General features: G+C 43.6%; 12 protein-coding genes. 7 read left to right on the forward strand and 5 right to left on the reverse strand.

Annotation, left to right across the window (positions count from 1 at the left end):
• Positions 1 to 3 precede the first annotated feature (3 nt).
• Positions 4 to 945 carry a bifunctional demethylmenaquinone methyltransferase/2-methoxy-6-polyprenyl-1,4-benzoquinol methylase UbiE gene (gene ubiE, locus NDN13_RS16360; RefSeq protein WP_251116214.1) on the reverse strand — a complete coding sequence of 314 codons (942 nt, stop codon included), beginning with the start codon at positions 943 to 945 and terminating at the stop codon, positions 4 to 6.
• A gap of 206 nt (positions 946 to 1,151) precedes the next feature.
• Complete coding sequence (locus tag NDN13_RS16365; RefSeq protein ID WP_251116215.1) at positions 1,152 to 1,859, reverse strand: DUF8198 family protein; 708 nt, start codon at positions 1,857 to 1,859, stop codon at positions 1,152 to 1,154.
• 210 nt (positions 1,860 to 2,069) lie between these two features.
• On the opposite strand from NDN13_RS16365, the gene pap reads away from it, so the two are divergent.
• Entirely contained in the window at positions 2,070 to 3,488 is a 1,419-nt protein-coding gene (pap, locus tag NDN13_RS16370; protein ID WP_251116216.1) for a polyphosphate:AMP phosphotransferase, read from the forward strand.
• A 27-nt stretch (positions 3,489 to 3,515) separates the two neighbouring features.
• On the opposite strand, the gene NDN13_RS16375 is transcribed toward pap, so the two are convergent.
• Together NDN13_RS16375 and NDN13_RS16380 are read right to left on the reverse strand one after the other, a co-directional pair.
• Positions 3,516 to 4,808: an MFS transporter gene (locus NDN13_RS16375; RefSeq protein ID WP_251116217.1), complete on the reverse strand. Its 1,293-nt coding sequence runs from the start codon at positions 4,806 to 4,808 to the stop codon at positions 3,516 to 3,518.
• A gap of 175 nt (positions 4,809 to 4,983) precedes the next feature.
• Positions 4,984 to 5,490 (reverse strand): hypothetical protein, encoded by a 507-nt coding sequence (locus tag NDN13_RS16380; RefSeq protein WP_016542350.1) that lies wholly within the window; start codon positions 5,488 to 5,490, stop codon positions 4,984 to 4,986.
• Positions 5,491 to 5,673: 183 nt separating this feature from the next.
• Between NDN13_RS16380 and NDN13_RS16385 the strand changes: the two genes are divergently transcribed.
• The 3 genes from NDN13_RS16385 to recD all read left to right on the forward strand — a co-directional run bounded on the left by NDN13_RS16385 (position 5,674) and on the right by recD (position 14,880).
• Positions 5,674 to 9,312, forward strand: a complete 3,639-nt coding sequence (locus NDN13_RS16385) for an exodeoxyribonuclease V subunit gamma (protein ID WP_251116218.1) — start codon at positions 5,674 to 5,676, stop codon at positions 9,310 to 9,312.
• Positions 9,313 to 9,315: 3 nt separating this feature from the next.
• Positions 9,316 to 13,029 carry a UvrD-helicase domain-containing protein gene (locus NDN13_RS16390; protein WP_251116219.1) on the forward strand — a complete coding sequence of 1,238 codons (3,714 nt, stop codon included), beginning with the start codon at positions 9,316 to 9,318 and terminating at the stop codon, positions 13,027 to 13,029.
• A gap of 132 nt (positions 13,030 to 13,161) precedes the next feature.
• Positions 13,162 to 14,880 carry an exodeoxyribonuclease V subunit alpha gene (recD, locus tag NDN13_RS16395; RefSeq protein WP_502799567.1) on the forward strand — a complete coding sequence of 573 codons (1,719 nt, stop codon included), beginning with the start codon at positions 13,162 to 13,164 and terminating at the stop codon, positions 14,878 to 14,880.
• A gap of 696 nt (positions 14,881 to 15,576) precedes the next feature.
• Here the strand turns inward: recD and NDN13_RS16400 are convergent.
• Positions 15,577 to 16,875 (reverse strand): serine hydrolase domain-containing protein, encoded by a 1,299-nt coding sequence (locus tag NDN13_RS16400; protein WP_251116220.1) that lies wholly within the window; start codon positions 16,873 to 16,875, stop codon positions 15,577 to 15,579.
• 240 nt (positions 16,876 to 17,115) lie between these two features.
• Here NDN13_RS16400 and rpsO point away from each other — a divergent pair, with 240 nt between their 5' ends.
• The 3 genes from rpsO (at position 17,116) to NDN13_RS16415 (ending at position 21,311) form a co-directional block, all read left to right on the forward strand.
• On the forward strand, positions 17,116 to 17,385 hold the full coding sequence (gene rpsO, locus NDN13_RS16405; protein ID WP_251116221.1) for a 30S ribosomal protein S15: 270 nt from the start codon (positions 17,116 to 17,118) through the stop codon (positions 17,383 to 17,385).
• Positions 17,386 to 17,640: 255 nt separating this feature from the next.
• Positions 17,641 to 19,728 (forward strand): polyribonucleotide nucleotidyltransferase, encoded by a 2,088-nt coding sequence (gene pnp, locus NDN13_RS16410; protein ID WP_171257986.1) that lies wholly within the window; start codon positions 17,641 to 17,643, stop codon positions 19,726 to 19,728.
• Positions 19,729 to 19,988: 260 nt separating this feature from the next.
• On the forward strand, positions 19,989 to 21,311 hold the full coding sequence (locus NDN13_RS16415) for a dicarboxylate/amino acid:cation symporter (protein WP_004802372.1): 1,323 nt from the start codon (positions 19,989 to 19,991) through the stop codon (positions 21,309 to 21,311).
• The last annotated feature ends 24 nt before the right edge of the window (positions 21,312 to 21,335 follow it).

Below are 21,335 nucleotides of genomic sequence, written 5' to 3' on the forward strand. Positions count from 1 at the left end.
ACCTTAAAGTTTGAATCCGCGGTGAACAGCTACAATACCACCGGTTAAGTTGTGGTAATCACAGCTTTGGAAGCCCGCATGTTCCATCATGCCTTTGAGGGTACGTTGGTCTGGATGCATACGAATCGATTCAGCAAGATACTTATAGCTTTCAGAATCATTGGCAACCAATTTACCCATAATTGGCAATGCGGTGAATGAATAAAGATCGTAGAGCTTTGAAAATGGTTCAAATACTGGTTTAGAGAATTCGAGAATGAGTAAACGGCCACCTGGCTTCAAGACACGGTACATGGCTTGGAGTGCTGCATCTTTATCGGTCACATTACGTAAACCAAAACTGATGGTGACTAAGTCAAAGCTATTATCTGCAAATGGTTCAAGCGTTTCAGCATTGGCCAGTACGAAATCAACATTGGTACAGCCTGCATCGATCAGACGATCACGGCCCACATTCAACATTGATTCGTTAATGTCGGATAGAACCACATGCCCCTGAGGACCGACTTCACGGCTAAATACTTTAGCAAGGTCACCTGTACCACCTGCAATATCCAGCACGTGTTGACCACGACGAACGCCGGACATATTGATCGCAAAACGTTTCCAGAGACGATGAATACCAAATGACATCAAATCATTCATGATGTCGTATTTGCTGGCAACCGAGTGGAACACTTCTGCGACTTTCTGTGCCTTATCATCACTGTTGACAGTTTGATAGCCGAAGTGAGTGGTTTCACCGACATTACCGGTATTGGCGCCACGAGGAAGATTGTATTTTGGAATCGCACCTGTCGGAGCAGAAGCTTGGCCCTGTTGTAATGATTGTTGCTGGCCTTGAGGCGCGCCTTGCGGGAGTGGCGAGCTAAGGAATGGGCTGACTTTGTCTGAACTTGGGTTTTGCTCAACGTCTGGGGTAGGCTGTTGGTTTTCGTTAGACATAGTTTTCTCCTAAACTTTCGCTCTAGCGGCACGAATCAGCAAGCATGATGACAGATTTTGTGTTTATTTACAGGCTTTCGCATGCAATTGTTATGAATAATATACAGAAAGTCACTTTCTCAAAAGTGTTTTTAATCGACCTCTTGATTGGAAAAAACAGTTTTTCCTGAACCACTTAAAGTGCAGTTCAGGAATAGGATTGTGTTTTAGCCACGGAATGGACTTGGGTGCCCAGCATGCACGCGATCGATAATTTCACGCTCTTTTTCGGTAAAGGTTTGAATAAAAGTAGCAGCAGATTTCATTGGTTTCATCGCAGCAAAACCTTCTTGGATAAACTCATACATACCATCAAATTGATATTTATGTGCCAAGCCTTTACACATTTTAAACGTCGCGTACATCATGGTGGAACGCATATATTTATCGAGTGTCAGCCCTAATTCATCTAACAGACGTAATTGTTCATAACGCGCTTCACCTTGATCAAGTTTAACCAAGGTTTGGCGCATGATTTCGTCTGTAAGTGGCGTATCTGCAGGGTAATCGGTAAGTAATTGTTTAGCAACTTGTTCATCTAATTGGGTGGCTAGAACTGCAAGGCTGACCGATTTGGTTCCTGTCTTGATGCCATTCTCTGGCACAAAGTTTTCTACTTTATGTGCAAATTTAAGTAATCGCTCAATCTGTTGTGCCAAAGCATCAAAATCAGGTCCACCATAAAGACGTTTGAGAAAATATTGGGCCATCAATTGATTTTCAGGGCGAGCAAAAAAATCTTGGTGAGTCTGCGCAATACGCTCTTTCATCCATGTTTGAACTTCGTGCAAGCGTTGTTCAAGCACAGCATCATCATGATAATTAAAAGCTTTGTATTGGAGTAATAAATCATCAAAGGCAGCAAGTTTTGACATAAATAAACTTAATTAGAATAAAATCATAAAATAATAGGCTGCATCATAACGGAGAACCATGACAGCATAAACTCTAAATTTTTAACAATTGGTCACTATAACAGTACACCTAAACGAATCTACAGAAATTGTACACGGGGTTTTCTGCGATTAACTGAGTTTTGGCTATACTCATTTTTAATATTAATAATGAGCCGCTTAGAGCAACAGATGAGTAAACAACAACCTGTATTTGAATTGCGTGATGAAGATGAACTTTCATTAGAACTGATTGAAGCACAGTATGCCTTAAAACAAAGTCGAGATAAGAAAAACGCCAAAAGTGTATTGGTGTTGGTCAGCGGAATTGAACTGGCAGGCAAGGGCGAAGCCGTTAAACAATTGCGTGAATGGTTAGATCCCCGTTATTTACGTGTTAAGGCGGATGCTCCTCAGCTCTTATCAAATAATCAAACCTTCTGGCAGTCCTATACCCGTTTTATTCCTGCGGAAGGGCAAATCGTGGTGATGTTTGGTAATTGGTATAGCGACCTTTTAACTACTGCGATGCATGTATCTAAGCCTTTGGATGAAAATCTGTTTGATGCTTATGTTGAGCAGATGCGCGCATTTGAACATGATCTGCAAAATAATCATGTTCATATTGTCAAAGTCTGGTTTGATTTGTCTTGGAAATCGTTGCAAAAGCGTTTGGATCAGATAGACGCTTCTGAGCAGCGTTGGCATAAATTGCATGGTTTGGATTGGCGCAACAAAAAGCAGTACGATACCTTGCAAGGCTTGAGCCAGCGCTTTACTGACGATTGGTATATTGTGGATGGCGAAGATGAAAAACACCGTGATCAATGTTTTGCACAATATTTATTACAGACCTTGCAAGAGCTGCCTGAGCATCAAACCAAGGTCACACAGAAATGGCAGCAGGCCAAAATACCCAAAGTCCTGCTTGAACCTGAACAAGCCAGCTTAGAAAAAGATGACTATAAAGACGAGTTAAGTAAGCTGACCAAAAAAGTGGCCGATACTTTACGCTACGACGAGCGTAAAGTGGTGATTGCCTTTGAAGGTATGGATGCAGCAGGCAAAGGTGGGGCAATCAAACGGATCGTGAAAAAACTTGACCCGAGAGAGTATGATATTCATACCATTGCAGCACCTGAGCGTTATGAATTACGCCGTCCCTATTTGTGGCGTTTCTGGAGCAAGCTGAATGATGGCGGCAAGATCACCATTTTTGATCGGACTTGGTATGGTCGGGTGCTGGTTGAGCGGATCGAGGGTTTTGCTTCAACGGTCGAATGGCAACGTGCGTATAGTGAAATCAATCGTTTTGAAGAAAATCTGGTCGATAGCCAAACCGTGATTGTGAAAATTTGGTTGGCGATTAGTAAGGATGAACAAGCACTACGTTTTAAAGCACGGGAACAAACGCCACATAAGCGTTTTAAGATTACTGAAGAAGATTGGCGTAACCGCGACAAATGGGATGATTATCTTAATGCCGCTGCGGATATGTTTAAACGAACAGATACCGACTATGCACCGTGGTATGTGATTGCCACCGATGATAAATATTCAGCACGAATTGAAGTCTTAAAAGCCATTCTCAAACAACTCAAGGCAGATTAATCTACCTTGAGTCTCTGCTTACATGCGTTAATTGTTATTTGCCAATTGTGTGCTGTAACTGCGATGTTGTCGGAATACGATTAAGGTGGCGATTAAGCTGGTGATGGCGGCAAACATTAACCAGAAGGCTGGCATACTTTTATTGCCTGATGTTTGTACCAGAAAGGTAGCAATCATTGGGGTCAGACCACCAAAAATAGAGGTGGCGAAGCTATAGGCAACCGAGAATCCTGCAATTCGCACTGAACTTGGCATCATTTCGGCCAGCGAAACCACCAAAGCACCATTATAGAAGCTATAAAGTAGCGAGAACCACAATAACACCATTAACATATGCGACAGACTAATGGTATGCGTCAACCACGTGAGTAGTGGATAAGCACTGATAAAAATTAAGACTGTGGTGGTGATTAAAAGCGGTTTTCGGCCAAACTTATCTGAGAGATGTCCACCAATAGGCAACAGGATAAAGTTGCTCAGACCGACCATAATGGTGGCAATCAAACTTTCTGCACGGGTTAGATTCAAGACTTCTTTGCCGTAGGTTGGAGTGTAGACGGTAATGAAATAAAACATGGTGGTGGTGGTCGCCACCATACATACACCCGCCAATACAATTTTCCAGTTTGCCGCTAAGGTGGTCAAAATTTGTCGTGTTGTTGGATGTTCTTTGCGTGAGGCAAAGGCTTCTGTTTCAACCAGTGACTTACGCAACCAGAAAATAAAGGGGATGATGGCACAGCCAACAAAGAATGGAATCCGCCATGCCCAAGCATCGACCTGAGCTTTGGTAAACACCACACTGACGATATAACCCAAAACGGCTGCGAAAATGACGGCAACTTGCTGACTGGCCGATTGCCAACTGGTAATAAAACCACGGTTATGCGGCTCCGCAATTTCAGCTAAATAGACCGAGACACCACCCAGTTCAACCCCTGCGGAAAAGCCTTGCGCTAGACGCCCCACGAAAATCAACACGGTTGCGGCAAAGCCAATACTGGCATAGCTGGGCGTGAAGGCAATGATTAATGAACCAAAGGCCATAATACTCAGGGTCACCATCAGACCGCGGCGACGGCCGATGCGATCGACATAAGGGCCAAGCACCAAGGCACCGATTGGCCGCATCAGAAAGCTGACGGCAAATACGAGGAAGGTTTTCATCAGTGCAGCATAGCTGCTGTCTGAATGGAAAAAGGTTTCACCTATGGCTTGTGCATAGAGTCCGAACAGAAAGAAGTCGTATTGTTCAAGGAAGTTCCCGCTGGTCACGTTGAAAATTGAACGGACCCGAGAAGGAGATTGGCTAGTTTGCACAACGACGCTCCATCATCTATTTATCATCGAGATGTGGAGATTAAAAATACAATCTTTATGGAAGCTTAAAAAATTAAGTGAATATTAACGTATTTGTGTGGTTTTTTTATTGATCTGTTACATCACTGTAAACATCAGCATTTTACAGTGATGTGCAGAGGAGGCCTAAGTTGCATCAAGCTACAATGGTACTGCGACTTTTTTGCTGAATACGTTTGGCAAGGTTGTAGCAATCTTGCACATGTGCTTCAGTGATTTTTCGCATCATGAAATAACCGAGGCTGGCCGCAACAATTTGCCCACCCAAGGGAATAAATTTGGTCACTTGCTTGGTGGCAATTTTAGTGAAAAAGCCATTAAAAGAGGCTTTCATTGCAGTACGTGCCACCACAAAACCTGAGAACTCAAAGCCGCGTTTACGCAACTCATCCCAATGAATTTTTTTAGTTTCAGGGTCATAGACACTAATATGTTCAGGAGCGAGACCAAAACGGGCATTAATATAGGGAATCACTTGTGTCAGCATCCCCAAGTCCACCACAACATCAAAAAATGGAATTGGTACAATCGCTGCACCCGCTGACCAATAGGCACGTTTCTTGGCCAGTTCCAGACATTCTTCACGAATCTGTTCCAAGTTTAGGCTTGGATCAATGGAATCAGGAATTTTTTCAATTTTCATAAAGTTATACCTAAAGTCTATCCCTTGATAGTACATTCAATCGCATGGCAGGGTGAATTTCAAAACAATTTTTTTATTTCCTTGTGTGTTTAGCGTGACATAGTGATTTGAAGTTGTATAGTGATGAATATGTACGATTTTGTGCAACTAAATGATCGTTTTGTGATGAGGTTATATTAACGCATGGGGATTCATGTTATTCAAAGTCAACGCCTTGATGTGTTATTACAAGGTGTGATGGCATCAATTACCCAACCGAGTACGACACCCTTTCAGGTGTTTAAAACCCAGCATTTTATTGTCCCGAGTCCTGCACAAGAACAATGGTTGACGCAAAAAATTGCCGAACAACAAGGCATGACCGCCAACTATCAATTTCATCAACGCATTCGTGGTTTTCAATGGTATGCCTATCAACAGGTATTAGAGAATAAAGAACAAGTTCGGAAAGCCAATATTCCACGCTTGATTTTAAAGTGGCGTATTCATCAAGCTTTACAGCCTTTTATTCAATCCGAACAGAATACTTTGGCGCAAACACATCCCTTATATTCGATTGTGCAGCGGATTTATGCCAGTGCCGATCAACTGCAACAAGGCACTGAAAAACAACTAAAAAAACAAAGTATGCTGTATTGGGTGGCGGAGCAAGTTTCGCAGCTGTTTAACAACTACATGATTTATCGTGGTCATTGTCAACGCGGCTGCCAAAGCAATTGTACCTGTGCGGGGAATTGGCTATCGACTTGGGGACAGAATAAAGCCTTAAATATCGAACAATTGATTGCGCATACGGATCAACAAACTTCAGCCTTTAGCTTGCAGCAAACTGAACAGTTGGAAGCTTGGCAGCGTTGGTTGTGGCAAAACTACTTTCATGATGATTTTGTTGAAATACAAAGTATTGATGCTGATTTCTGGCAACTTCTAGACAATCAGCAGACACGATCCCGAGCTTTGGCACAACTGCCGAATCAGGTGATTGTATTTACGATTCTAGATTTACCACCGAGCCAACTGCAATTTTTACGTCGCTTGGGACAGTATTTGGATGTGGTGATTCTGCACTATAACCCATCGCAGGAATATTGGGCCGACAGTGTCGATCCACTCTGGAAAAAGCGTTATGACCTCGGCGTGAAAGAGCGCTATATCGCCAAACATCCCCATGCCAGTGATGCAGACATTGCTGCATTCTTTGACAGTTTTAGCTTGGGCTTTAATGCTTTAAACCGAGAATCTCGGCATCCCTTACTGACACGCTTAGGTAAGCAAGCGCGTGATCATTTTTCGCTGTTGTCGCAACTGGCGACAGGAGAAGAGGGGAAATGGGTGGATGCTTTTGAGGATTATTTTCCTGAAACGTTACTCGGTAAAATTCAGTCGGATATTTTCTACTTAGCTGAACCTCAGGCTCAGCAATATGAACTTGCACCTGAGGATGAATCAATTCAGATCCATGTTTGCCATTCCAGTGTACGACAGCTCGAAGTCTTAAAAGAGCAGTTACTGCATTGGCTGTCTCAAACAGATACGACACCGCGTCGCCCAAGTGATGTGCTGGTTTTGACCCCGAATCTAGCGGAGCTTGAGCCCTTGATCCGCAGTGTCTTTCCTGCGTTGGCCCATGAGCACGAGGTGTTCTTACCTGTAAAAATTGCAGGGGTGGCGCAGCTAGATGCGTTAAATGCGTGGCGTGCTGTACTTGGACGCTTGCAATTGACACAGGGCCGTTTTACGCAGGATGACTTTGCTGATTGGCTCAATCTTTCCGCGACGCAACAACGTTATGGGCTGGATTATACGCAGGCACAACGGATTTTGAGTTTACTCGATGATGCTGGCTTTAAGCGTGGTTTGGATGCTGAACATTTAAAACAAACGCTCAGTGATGACGACCAAGACTATCGTTATAGTTTTAAATTTGCTCTCGATCGTTTGGCGCTTGGGATTGCCGTGCCTGCCCATGTGATGGTGCAGGAGATACTCAGTTATGCCTTGGTACAGCCAAGTGATTTTGAACTGATTGGGATTCTGATTCAGATCTATCGCGATTTAGCGCTTCGACGTGATTGGTTACTGGCACATGAACAAGGTCAACGTTTGCCGGTCGAGTTTTGGCTACAGCGAATCAAACAGGATGTACAGGAGTTTGAGCAAGCCGATGTGGTTGCTTTAAAAGCAATTCGTGAAATTATTCAGAAACAAGAGCGGATGCTGACCTTGGCCAGCTACTACGAAGATGCGGAAACACAGTTGCGCCAAATTTCTTTGCCATTGCCTTATATCATCGAAGAAATTCAACGAAGCCTAGAAAGCCAGTCCGCACAAGTTGAACCGACAGGACAAATTACCTTTAGTCAGATTGGACAGATTCGCCCGATTCCTTATCGGCTGATTGTGTTGCTGAACTTGGATACGGGCAAATTTCCAAATCGGGACAGCCATATTCCGTTTGATTTGATGGATGCACTGCGTCAGCAATTGGGTGATCGTTCTCGTTTGGAGGATGATCAGGGGGCATTTTTGGATGCCATCTTATTGGCACAAGAACAGGTTTGGCTGTTTTATAATGGCTTTGATCTCAATGATGGCGAAGTCAGAGAGCCATCCAGTGTGTTGCAGGGGTTCCGTGATCATTTGGCTTTGATTGTAAAACCGACGAGCAGCGAAGATGGCCCTCCTTTATCCGAAGTGGATCTAGCCGGATTAGATGCTTTGCAAGTCCCGGCACAGCTTTATCCGCTGTACCATTTACATCGTCTACAGCCGTTCGATCCACTCGGCTTTGTCTCGGATCGTCCTGTGCGCTTTCAAGACCAATGGTTTAAGGTCGCTTCACAGATTCAGCAAGTCAAAGGTGAGCGACAGGCGTGGGCCAATACTGCCTATCCTGTTGAACAAAATGAAATGATCATTTTGGAGAGTCAGCAATGGGTTCAAGATATCAGTTTCCCTGCGCGGCTGTATTTAAAGACCTTAGGTGTGGAAAATTTAACTGCACAAGCCTTGGTCGATCAATCTGAGCCGTTATTACTCGATGGTCTCGGTAAATATGCCATTCGGCATTTTTTACAGCAGCAGGATGACCAGCTCTCTCCAAGTCTTTTGCAAGATCAGCTGCCCGTTGGCAAAGTTCAGCACAGTGCTTGGCTGCAAAGTCGCTTAGAGCAGCAACGCTTGTTGGAGCGCTTGCAGCAGTATGCCCCAGCCCCGACTGAAACCACGCAACGGGTTTGGCGGGTCTCGAAACAATTACAAATCGCCTGTGTGACTCCGAAACAGCTGACTCAAGATTGGGTCAGTTTGGAGGCGTCAAGTGCACGAGCCAAGCGCTTTGCCAAAGTCTGGCTGGAATATCTGCTTTGGTTGGCGCTAATCAATAGTGACGCTGCTACAGAGAAGCGTCGAATTGTAGTGTTTAGCGATCAGACCGTGATTTGTGAAGGCCTAAGTTCACAACAGGCACAGCATTATTTAAATGCATGGTTACAGCTTTGGCACGATGCACAGCAGCAACCTGTGGTCTTGCCTGCTGCCTTAGTGTTAAAGCCTTTAGAAAAGGGCAAACAATATGAATGGATTGAGCTGGATTCAACTCAGGTGTTAACTGAAGAGAGTCAAAAGCAAGTATTGAAGGACTGGAATGATACGGGTGATTTCTCGGGTTTTGATATGACCCAGAATGAAGCTTGTAAATTGCACCGCGATTGGCAGTTCATTTTGCAAGAGCAAGATGCAACTGCTTTATTACAGTATGCCTGTGATCATTATTCCTTTGCTTTATATCAACCGATTTTTGAATTTTTACGGGTGGAGTAAGACATGAACTCAAAGTATCCTGTGTCTTATCAGCCGATTGGTGATATTCAATTTGAAGGGCTGCATTTAATCGAAGCCTCTGCAGGAACAGGGAAAACCTATACGCTATCCAGTTTGATGGTGCGGATTTTCTTAGAGAAATATCTGCCTAATCAGGTGATTGCCACCACCTTTACCCGTGCTGCAGCCGCAGAACTGAAAACGCGTATCCGTTTACGCTTGGTCGAAATCCTTGAATTTTTAGAGCCTTTCCGTGATGTATTGGAACAAGATATTCAGGCCAAGGCATTACAAGAGTCTGATCCCTTAAAACAACAGGTCTTACAAAACTTTGCGCCGCGGATTGCCTACGCCTGTGAACGGCTAAAATTGGTCATCGATCAATTGGATGAATTGTTTGTTGGAACCTTGGATAGTTTTAGTCAAAAGCTATTGCGTGAGTTTGCCTTTGAAAGTGGCAAAATCGAACGCGCTGAAATCACAGAGGATGCCAAAAGCTATACCCGTCAGTTAATTCATGATGTGTTGCGGGAATGGATTCAGACTCAACCACAGCAAGTGATCAATGCCTTGTATAGTGTGGGGGGGCTGAAAAGTGTCGATCATTTTGTCGGGATGGTGGAAAGCTCGCTGAATTTTAGTTCAGCACAATTTAAACTGCCTGCCATGCCTGAGATTGAGTTGGCTCAGTTGCAGCAGTGGCAACAGCAAGCACAGCAGATTGACCTGAGCAGCTTGGCTGAATACTTTCAGTTAGAGGGCGCCTATTATGCACATATCAATGGTGCTTCTTTCCGTAACAATGCCTTTCATAAACTGTTTACAGAATCCTTGCCGCCCTTATTAACTGCACTCAATAGTCCTGAGAATATACAGATCTTTGATGCCTATTTTGCCGATTCACGTGATGCGGTGTTTAAGTTTTTAGACAAACTCGAAGCACAAAAAATTTTTAAGAAATGTCCTGCGGAAATTGCCGAGGGCTTCTATCAACATCCATGCGTGTTGCAACTGCAAAAGCTGTTTCACGCTGTACAGCAGACTCAGCAAGAATTTGAGCAGTTACAGGTCTATTTAAAAGCCTATTTATGTGTTGAAGTCAAAAAGCGTTTGCCTCAAGTGTTGCAGCAAAAAGGGGAGACCACCTTTGCTCAGCAAATCAAGACTTTGTCTGAAGCTTTAAAAGGCGAGCAAGGACAATCTTTCGCGGTATTTGTACAGTCACGCTATCCATTGATTCTGGTGGATGAATTTCAGGATACCAACCAAGATCAAGATGATATGTTGGCCAGTATCTGGCGCCATCCGCAACGTTATCAAAAAGGCTGCATGATTATGGTGGGTGACCGTAAGCAGGCGATTTATGGTTTCCGTGGTGGAGATATGCTGACTTTCCTGAATGCTTATCAGGATATTATGGCCAAACAGGGGCGTGAGTATAAATTGGTGCATAACCACCGTTCGGTGAAAGAACTGGTTGAAGTGGTGGATCTGCTGTTTCAGCGCCAGATCGATTTTGGTGAGCAGGTCAGCTATGACCCGATTCAAGCGGGTTCACGTCCACATCCCGCCTTGGTTGAAAATGCACAATTTAATCCGCAGCCTTTACGTTGGGTACAACTACACGAAGGCAATGAACAGGCCACACAGGTGGCGTGGCAGATTCAGCACTTACTCAACCAAGCCTATTTAAAGCAATTGTACTTAGAGGGTGATGTCCCAACTGCGATTGATGAAGATGATATTGCCATTCTTTCGCGTAGCCATCGCCAACTGGATGAAGTGCAATATGTATTGGAACGTATGGGGATTCGGGTCAATCGACCTTCGAAACGGAGTGTATTTGATTCCAGCATTGCACAGGATGTAGGGGCCCTGCTCACGGCGTTGCTTCATCCTTATGATGAAGCCAAGCTCAAACGGGCTTTGCTCAGTCGTTTATTTGGCTTTGATTTGGCTCGACTATTGGCCTTAGAACAAAGTGCAGAAGGCTTGAGCGAATATATTCAGCAGTTTGATGACATACGTGAAATGTGGCTGAATCAGGGCTTTTTATCGGCATGGCAGCGTTGCTTAAATCAGTTTGGTCTTTGGCAGCAACTGGTGGCCACACAAAGTAAAGACAATGAACGTGCTGTGGTGAATTTACGCCACCTCACTGATCTCTTGAGTCAGCACAGTGAACATGTACAAGGGATGCAAAACCTGTATCACTGGTATTTAAAACAATTAAATTCGCCAAGTGATCGCGATTGGGAGCTTGAACACAAGCTGTCCAGTGAAGCAGGTGTGCAACTGATGACCATTCATCAGTCCAAAGGCTTGGAGTTTAAAATCGTGTTTTTACTGGGGGCGAATAAGGCCTTTGCTGAAGTACAGAAAACACTGAATTTTTCTACCACTGAAATCCAGTTGCCTGAAACGGGTCAAATACGGACGCAACGGGTGGTAGCCGTGGCAGATAAAAACTTTTTACAGCAAACCGAGCTGGATCAACATCAGCAACGCGCTTTGGCGGAACAAAATCGGTTATGGTATGTGGCACTAACACGTGCCAGTCACCGTGTTTACGCCGTGTTTGAACCGGAAAAAGGCGATAAAAATAAGTTTTCAGGTTTGGCTTTTTGGAAGAATCAGGGCGATAACTTTCAACATCCCTATAGTGCCGATGCTGAGCTGATCTTAGCGCGACCACAAGCCTTACAGATGCAACAAACTCAACAACAGCGCGTACTGTTGGCCCAAACACTGCCGACACAACGTTTTTATGCACGCGGAAAAACCAGTTTTAGCTATCTGGCACAACATTTAAAGCATAAAGCGACTCGGGCTGATCGCTTGGCCAATATCGATATTGATTTTGAGCAAGCTGAAGATGAGTTGAATCTTGCTGAATTGGAAAATAAAACCACAGCTCAGCCGATTGCCTGGATTAAACAGTATTTCCCGAAAGGGACCTTGGCAGGTAATTTCCTGCATGAGATTTTTGAGCAGATTGAGTTTCAGCAACCCCACATGTGGGTAGAAGAAATTCGCCGTCGTTTTAAAAATACCTATCAAAGTTTATGGTCAGAGCTACTATTACAATATCAACAGCATTTTCCTGAACAAGAAAATGGTGAGCAGCAACTGTATCAGTGGATTGCTGATTGGCTTGGTGAGGTATTACACACACCACTGAATCAGGGCTTTCAGTTAAAGCAATTAGCTGCAGGACAATATTTATCGGAATGTCCTTTCTATCTGGCTTTATCGGATCGAGTGCTGGCGATGCAGCGTGTACAGCAGCTTTTTGAGGAATATGGTATCGAAATGCCTGAGTTACTTGAGGCTAAATCTGCCCGTTACTTAAATGGCTCTATTGACTTGGTTTACTTCGATGGCCAGCGTTACCATATTGCCGATTATAAGAGTAATTATCTGGGGGCAGAGCAATTGGATTATCAGCAGCCTCAGATTGCAGAAAGTATGTCGCTGTCGAGTTATTGGTTACAAGCGGCGTTATATCTGGTAGCGCTACATCGTTATCTGTCGGTGAAATTACAGGATTATGAGATGCAGCAGCATTTAGGCGGCGCATCTTATCTGTATTTGCGCGGCATGAATGGGCAGGCGCAGCAAGGCTGTTACTACTGGAAGCCTGAGGATGAGTTTATCTTACGTTTGGATGCAATACTTGGATATTTTTCTGAGGATAAAGCTGGAAAAATGGTGTAGATAAAGTGTGTGATTTTAAATTAAACAAAAGCTTAGCTTGTGAATAACTCTGTTTATAACCTTGTGGACAAGCGTGTGGGTAAGTTTGAGGATAACTCTGTGGACAAACAAGTTGATGATCAGTCAGCACAAATGACATGGTTAAATATGTGGAGTGACTATCTCTCACAAGCACCATTTTCTCAATCTACTCAATCAGTTAACGCTGCACAGGTACTACAACAATTGGTTGAAGCCAGTTTACAAGGCGACAGTTGTATTGAGGCTGATCCAGCACAGATTGAAGCACTGGCTGACTTAGCAGTTTCTAGTGAAATTGCAGTGACGCAAGTTGCGCCGTGTGTCTATGATCAGCAGGGCTTGGCATTATACCGATATTGGCATCTAGAGCAACGCCTCGCACAGCAGATTTGTCGATTAAAGCGACAAACGATTCAGGCTGTTGATAGCGAACATTATCAAGACTTACTCAGCGATGAACACCAGCAGGCTGCACTGAAAATGGTGCTGCAACAAGGCCTGAGCATTATTACTGGCGGTCCAGGGACAGGTAAAACCTATACCTTGGCACGTATTATTGCAGCCCTCAACCAGACCATTCCCGATATTCGTATTGCCATGGCAGCGCCTACAGGCAAGGCTGCACAACGTATGCAGGAAGCATTACAGAACTCATTGAATGATCCAAAATTATTGGAATCAGGTTTAATTACAGATGAGTTGCGTAATCAAACCACGCAGACCTTGCACCGTTTACTGGGCATGGGCAATCGACAAATACCACGCTTTCATCCCAAACAGCCTTTGCCATATGATGTGATTGTGGTTGATGAAGCCTCCATGCTGGATTTGAATTTGGCAACCCTGTTATTTGAAGCAGTCCCAGATCAATGCCGAATTATTTTGCTTGGTGATGCCAATCAGTTGGCTTCGGTTGATGTCGGCTCGGTTTTGGCTGATTTACAGCAAGTACAGGCATTGGCTGAAAACCGAGTCCAGCTACAGACCAGCCGTCGTTTCTCTGGTGAAGCCAAGATTGGGCAATTCGCACGATTTATTCAGGCCCAGCAAGATCTCAGCAGCCCTGATTTAGTTTTATCAAAACTAGAGGCGGAAATTGTTCAGGCTGCACCTTTGCAAACGATTTCCTTAAATAAAGATATGCCTGACCTGATCCAGTTGGAATATCTACCCGAGCAGCAGGATGTGGAGATTGAACCTTATCAACATCAGTTAATGGCTGGATTTCAAGCTTATATCGAAGCTTTGAAACATTATATACAGGCAGATGAACCTGCCGAACAGATTCAGAACGTAATTCAAGCCTTTGATGATTATCGAATCTTAACGGCAGTTCGACATGGGCCACTGGGGATTGAGCAGCTGAATCGTTATGCCGGACATTGGCTCAATCAGCAACTCAAACAAATCGCTGTTGGAGACTGGTATATCGGGCGTCCTGTAATGATGACCTATAATGACTATCAGCTTGGGATTTCCAATGGTGATATCGGGATCTGTTTTAAACATCGCACCCAGTCACAGCAATTCGAAGTCTTTTTCCCGAGCTTAAATAAATGGATTGCAGCACACCGACTGCCACGCAGTATGCAAACCGCTTTTGCTTTAACCATTCATAAATCACAAGGTTCGGAATTTACCCATACCGCGATTGTTTTAGATGCATATGCCGAGAAGCTGTTGAGTCAGGAATTGATCTATACCGCCGTTACGCGTGCTAAAAAAGTGGTGAGTATTTTGGCCAATGCACCTGCATTACAGCAGGCACTTAGCATCCGTACTGTTCGACGTAGTGGTTTAGTGCAAAAGATCAATTTGAACAGATTGTGAACTTATTCTTCAAAATTCACCATTTTGTAAGTAAAAGCTTACAAGGATTCGAGATATTGTCGCTAGAGCAAGCGCAAGCTTTTTGAGATTATGTACACACAAAGAGCCTAGCACGGAAAGCTAGGTAAATCGCAAAAATATAATAATAACGTCGTATGACAGCGAACTTACAGTGAAGTAAGTGATAAAAGAGGAAACTTACAGCCGCTAAGCCTTGTAGTTTTGGGAGAGACTACAGGGCTTTTTTATTTTCATCTCAAAATTCTCTATAAAATCAAGATAATCCATATACTATTTAGGGTTTTTGAGCATAGATGAATATTCACGCTTTAAAAATCTACATTGGTTTTACTTCAATTGCATCTTCAAATAAAAGGAAGAAATATAAATCTTCTTGTCTGACAATTTTTTGTTATTATTAAGTTAAATGTTATACAGACTTGTACGTTTTTTCTTACACAGAGATAAGAGAAATGCTATTTTTCTCCACAATTGATTCTGACAGAATAGTCGGTATAGAGAAAGCGAATATGTGTTAAAACAATAAAGAAAAGGATGGGTGATGAGCATTCAGAGGGTTTGAATGGTGTAAGAAAAAAGAATAAAAAACAACAAAAAAGAATAATGATAAATCTAAGCGCAAAAGCCCAAGTTTAACTTGGGCTTTTTTATGCGTGGTATTTTAGTGGCTAATCCTTAAACCAGGTCGGCTTCAGTACGATCGGTTGCAAATAGGGAGCGACGTTGATTCTTCGGAATTTTAGGACAATTGGTGGAGATCTGGTACAGCGTTTTTGCCAGCGCAGGTAGATGCGTACCGACGACCGATTTACCAGTCGTCAGTAGCGATACACTAATATCCCGTTCAGGGTCAGCCCAACACAGAATATTCGAGAAGCCAATATGGCCAAAAGCCTGTCCTGTCATTGGACCAAACAAACCGACAGGATTACTGCCGAGCATTGGACCCAGCGCATAGCGCATTGGTGCTAATAAGGTACGATCTAAGCTAATCCCAGAGGTTGGCAGGGTGGAGCGAAATACCGTTTGAGGACTCATGATTTGTTTGCCCTGATATTCACCACCACTGAGCAGCATTTCAAAAAATCGCCCTGCTTGTTCTGCACTGGTATAAATATTCCCCGCAGGACAAATGGTATCCATGAAGCGAGTATCATTGGTGACATCAACAGCGAGTTGTAGGCCGCCACCGAGTACATGATTGAGATAATGGTCTGTACCTAAACTTGGATGGATTCCCGTGGCATAGTTTAGCGCAACATCATCACGATATTCAGGCTTTAAACCATAATTGAAATAATCCAAGCCCATTGGTTTTTCAATATTTTCAGCCAAAAACTCACGAACGCTTTGCCCTGTTACCCGTTGCACAATTTCGCCCAGAATATAACCTGCGGTCACCGCATGGTAGGCCAGATGAGTGCCTGAAGGGGAAACTGGTTTTGCGGCATAAAGCAGTTTTAATATATCTTCTTGATTAAATAAAAGCTCAGGTGTGACTTCTGTATCAATGCGAGGAATACCACCACGATGGGAGAGCAAATGGAAAATGGTCGCCCGACGTTTACCATTCACGCCATATTCCGGAATGTAATAGCTAATCGGATCAAGTAGATTCAAATCACCTCGTTCATCCAGCATGTGGATCAACATTGCTGTGACCATTTTGGAGGCGGAGAACAGGCAAACTGGGGTATCTGGTGTCCCAATCTTGGCATCGGTGGCTAAGCCATCTGGAGAGTTACCTTGTGCATAGCCGATACTTCGATTGAGAAGAATCTGTCCTTGACGACGTAGGCATAAGCTAATGAGTGGATAATTCCCCGTTTTATATAGACTTTCAACACTGTTCCATATCTTTTGAATCTGTCTTTCGGTCATGCCACCCAATTCAGCCGAGACTTCATCCTTGCTGCGAATGACTTGACTGAGGTCATGCGGGACATAACAGGTATTGGTTGATAAAATTTTCACGATTCCCTCGCAATATTTTCGTTTTCTTTCTTCTCTGTCATAAATTGAAAACAGAATCAGGCTAGTGTGCCTATTTTGTACAGCGCTGTCAGCTGCCGAATTGCCAGCAGATATAAAACAATTTTGCAATATAGCGATAGATCACTTAAAATAAGCGCCTTGCTGTAGTGATGCACGGCAGTCGGTTGGTTTCAACTGATTATTATCATTTTATTTTTGTAAGCATCTCGGAGAAATCGAATGGCTTTAACTAACACTGATCGCGCAGAGATCATCGCTAAATTTGCTCGTGCTGAAAACGACACTGGTTCACCTGAAGTACAAGTTGCTTTATTGACTGCTCAAATCAATGATTTGCAAGGTCACTTTAAAGAACACAAACACGACCACCACAGCCGTCGTGGTTTGATCCGTATGGTTAACCAACGTCGTAAATTACTTGACTACTTAAACGGTAAAGATCACGGTCGTTATATTGCTTTGATCGGCGCATTAGGTTTACGTCGTTAATTCGATTTTACTTTGTTTTCGCTATTTCGCATGTTGCTATGCTTTATTGCTGAAAAGAGAGTTTCATCTAATTTATCTTAGATGACTTTAGAAGGGGCGCTTGTTCGCTCCTTCTTTGTGTTTAAATTTATTTAAAATTTTGATCTAGTGCGATGGCTTCTAAGCTTTGTCATTTATCTACACAGCAGTTGTAGTCTGAATGCCAAACCTTAGGGGTCTCACTAGAATAAAACTAGGAAAATATAATACATGTCAATGTTTAATATCGTTCGTAAAGAATTCCAATTTGGTCAACACCAAGTTGTTTTAGAAACGGGTCGTGTTGCACGTCAAGCAAATACAGTTTTAGTTACCATGGGTGGCGTGACTGTTCTCGTTGCGGTTGTGGCTCAGCCTAAAGCAAAAGCGGGTCAAGATTTTTTCCCGTTAACTGTTAACTATCAAGAAAAACAATATGCAGCTGGTCGTATCCCTGGTGGTTACGGTAAGCGCGAAGGCCGTGCGTCTGAAGCTGAAACTTTAATCTCACGTCTCATTGACCGTCCAATCCGTCCATTGTTCCCAGAAGGTTATTTCAACGAAATCCAAGTGACAGCGACTGTTGTTTCTTCGGATAAGACGATGGATGCAGATATCGCTGCAATGTTGGGTACTTCAGCAGCATTGTCGATTGCGGGTACACCTTTCCGTGGTCCAATCGGTGGCGCACGTGTTGGTTTAATCAACGGCGAATACGTTCTTAACCCGAATTTTGAACAACTGGCTCAGTCTGACCTAGACCTTGTGGTTGCAGGTACTGAATCAGCAGTATTGATGGTTGAATCTGAAGCAAAAGAGCTTTCAGAAGACCAAATGTTGGGCGCGGTTCTTTTTGGTCATGACGAAATGCAAATTGCAATTCAAGCGATCAAAGAATTTGCTGCAGCTGCGGGTGCGGTTGAATCGACTTGGGTTGCACCAAGCAAAAACGAAGCATTGCTTGAGCAATTAAAAACAGCTTTTGAAGCGAAAATTTCTGAAGCATATACCATTGCAGTTAAACAAGACCGCTATGCGGCACTTGATGCACTTTATGCAGAAGCCGTTGCTCAGTTCGTTCCTGAAAATGACGAAACGGGTATTGCGGATGAAGTAAACGAATTATTTGAAGACCTTAAATACCGTACTGTACGTGACAACATTTTGTCAGGTAAGCCACGTATTGATGGTCGTGACACTAAAACTGTACGTGGTATCGACGTACAAGTTGGTGTATTAGATCGTGCACACGGTTCTGCATTATTCACACGTGGTGAAACTCAAGCGTTAGTGACAACCACTTTGGGTAATACCCGTGATGCGTTAATGGTTGATACTTTAGCGGGTACAAAAACTGACAACTTCATGTTGCACTACAACTTCCCAGCTTACTCTGTTGGTGAAACGGGTCGTGAATCAGGTCCTAAACGTCGTGAAATCGGTCATGGTCGTTTGGCTCGTCGTGGTGTTCAAGCAGTTCTTCCTGCAGCTGACCGCTTCCCGTACGTGATTCGTATCGTATCTGATATTACTGAATCTAATGGTTCATCTTCTATGGCTTCTGTATGTGGCGCGTCATTGTCACTGATGGATGCTGGTGTACCATTGAAAGCACCAGTTGCGGGTATCGCAATGGGCTTGGTTAAAGAAGGCGAGCGTTTCGCAGTTCTTTCTGACATCTTGGGTGATGAAGATCACTTGGGCGATATGGACTTTAAAGTCGCGGGTTCTGCCAACGGTATTACTGCACTTCAAATGGACATCAAGATCGAAGGGATCACTGAAGAGATCATGGAAGTTGCATTAAACCAAGCATTTGCTGGTCGTATGCACATCCTGAATGAAATGAACAAAGTCATTTCACGTGCACGTTCAGAAATCAACGCACATGCGCCAACCTTCGAAGTGATCAACATCAATCCTGACAAGATCCGTGACGTGATTGGTAAAGGTGGTGCGACCATCCGTGCGATTACTGAAGAAACTAAAGCGGCGATTGATATCGAAGATAACGGTACTGTACGCGTGTTTGGTGAAACTAAAGCGGCTGCGAAAGCTGCAATTGCGAAAATCCAAGCGCTTACTGCAGAAGTTGAACCAGGTACGATCTATGCGGGTAAAGTTATTCGTATCGTTGAATTTGGTGCATTCGTCAATATCATGCCAGGGACTGACGGTTTGCTTCACATTTCACAAATCTCAAATGAGCGTATTGCGAATGTGACTGACGTATTAAAAGAAGGTCAGGACGTTAAAGTACAAGTTGCTGATGTCGACAACCGTGGTCGTATCAAGTTGACAATGAAAGACATTGAACAAGCTTAATGTTAGCAAGCATTTTGCTTAAAAAAAGCGCATTGTTTTAACGATGCGCTTTTTTATTAAGTGAATGATTGTTAAGAACATAAAAAGCTGAAACTATAAACATAAAATTTCTTGATATTAGACATTAGTCTAATACTTTAATTGTGTGCCTCACAATTAACGTAGAATTCCCCAAATTTCCGTGCCTGCCTGCGTTTATGTGGTTTTAGATAGACAGTCGGAAGTCTATTTGTTCATCTCAATATGAAGGAATATCGCACATGCTTGTCGATCATGTCGCCACAGGTCAAGATGACCAACAGCCTCCCAAGAAACCAAAGTTTTATCAGATTCTCTATGTGCAAGTGATCTTCGCGATTGTCGCGGGGATATTGTTAGGTCATTTCTTCCCAGAATTGGGTGAAAGCTTGAAGCCACTCGGCGAAGCCTTCATTAAATTAGTTAAAATGATTATTGCTCCTGTAATTTTCCTGACTGTTGTGACAGGGATTGCAGGCATGAAAAACCTCGGCAGTGTAGGTCGGGTGACCGCGAAGGCCATGATCTACTTCCTGACATTTTCAACCTTGGCCTTGATCGTAGGATTGATTGTCGGGAATGTGATTGAGCCAGGTCACGGTTTGAATATTGATCCAAGTAGCTTGCACAGTACCAAAGTTGATGAATATGCTGCCAAAGCACATGAGTCGACCATTACTGGCTTCTTGATGAACATTATTCCAGATACATTGGTCAGTCCATTTGTATCCGGTCAAATTCTTCAAGTCCTGTTTGTCGCGGTATTGTTTGGTTTGGCGTTGGCAAAATCAGGTGATTTAGGTCGTCCAGTCACTGATTTTCTACAGCAGCTCACCACGCCAGTATTTACCTTAGTCGGTATGTTGATGAAGTTTGCGCCGATTGGTGCATTCGGTGCCATGGCCTTTACCATTGGTGCTTATGGGATCAGTTCAATCGGTAACTTGATGTTATTGATTGCGACCTTCTACATTACTGCTTTGCTGTTTGTGATTATTATTTTGGGCGCAGTGGCACGTTATAACGGCTTCTCGATTATTGATTTGATTCGTTATATTAAAGACGAACTTTGGTTGGTACTCGGAACAAGCTCATCGGAAGCGGCATTACCGTCATTGATGGCGAAGATGGAAAAAGCAGGCTGTGAAAAGTCGGTGGTGGGTTTAGTCATTCCAACCGGCTATTCATTTAACCTGGATGGTACCAATATTTATATGACTTTGGCGGCATTGTTCATTGCCCAAGCCTGTAATATTGAATTAACCCTCACCCAACAAATCACCATTCTATTGGTGGCGATGCTGAGCTCTAAAGGTGCGGCAGGGATTACTGGTGCAGGCTTTATTACCTTGGCTGCAACCCTGTCAGTTGTTCCTGCAATTCCAGTGGCGGGTATGGCATTGATCCTTGGTATTGACCGTTTCATGTCAGAATGCCGTGCATTAACCAACTTGGTCGGTAATGCTTGTGCCACAATCGTGGTGGCAAAATGGGACAATGCCTTGGATAAAGAGCAACTTGACCAAGCCCTTAAATATGGTGTGGTTGAGAAGAAAGAAGTGTAATCTTCCTTGGATTCAGAAAAGCCT

The sequence above is a fragment of the Acinetobacter sp. C32I genome (genome assembly GCF_023702715.1).
Taxonomy (GTDB): Bacteria; Pseudomonadota; Gammaproteobacteria; order Pseudomonadales; family Moraxellaceae; genus Acinetobacter.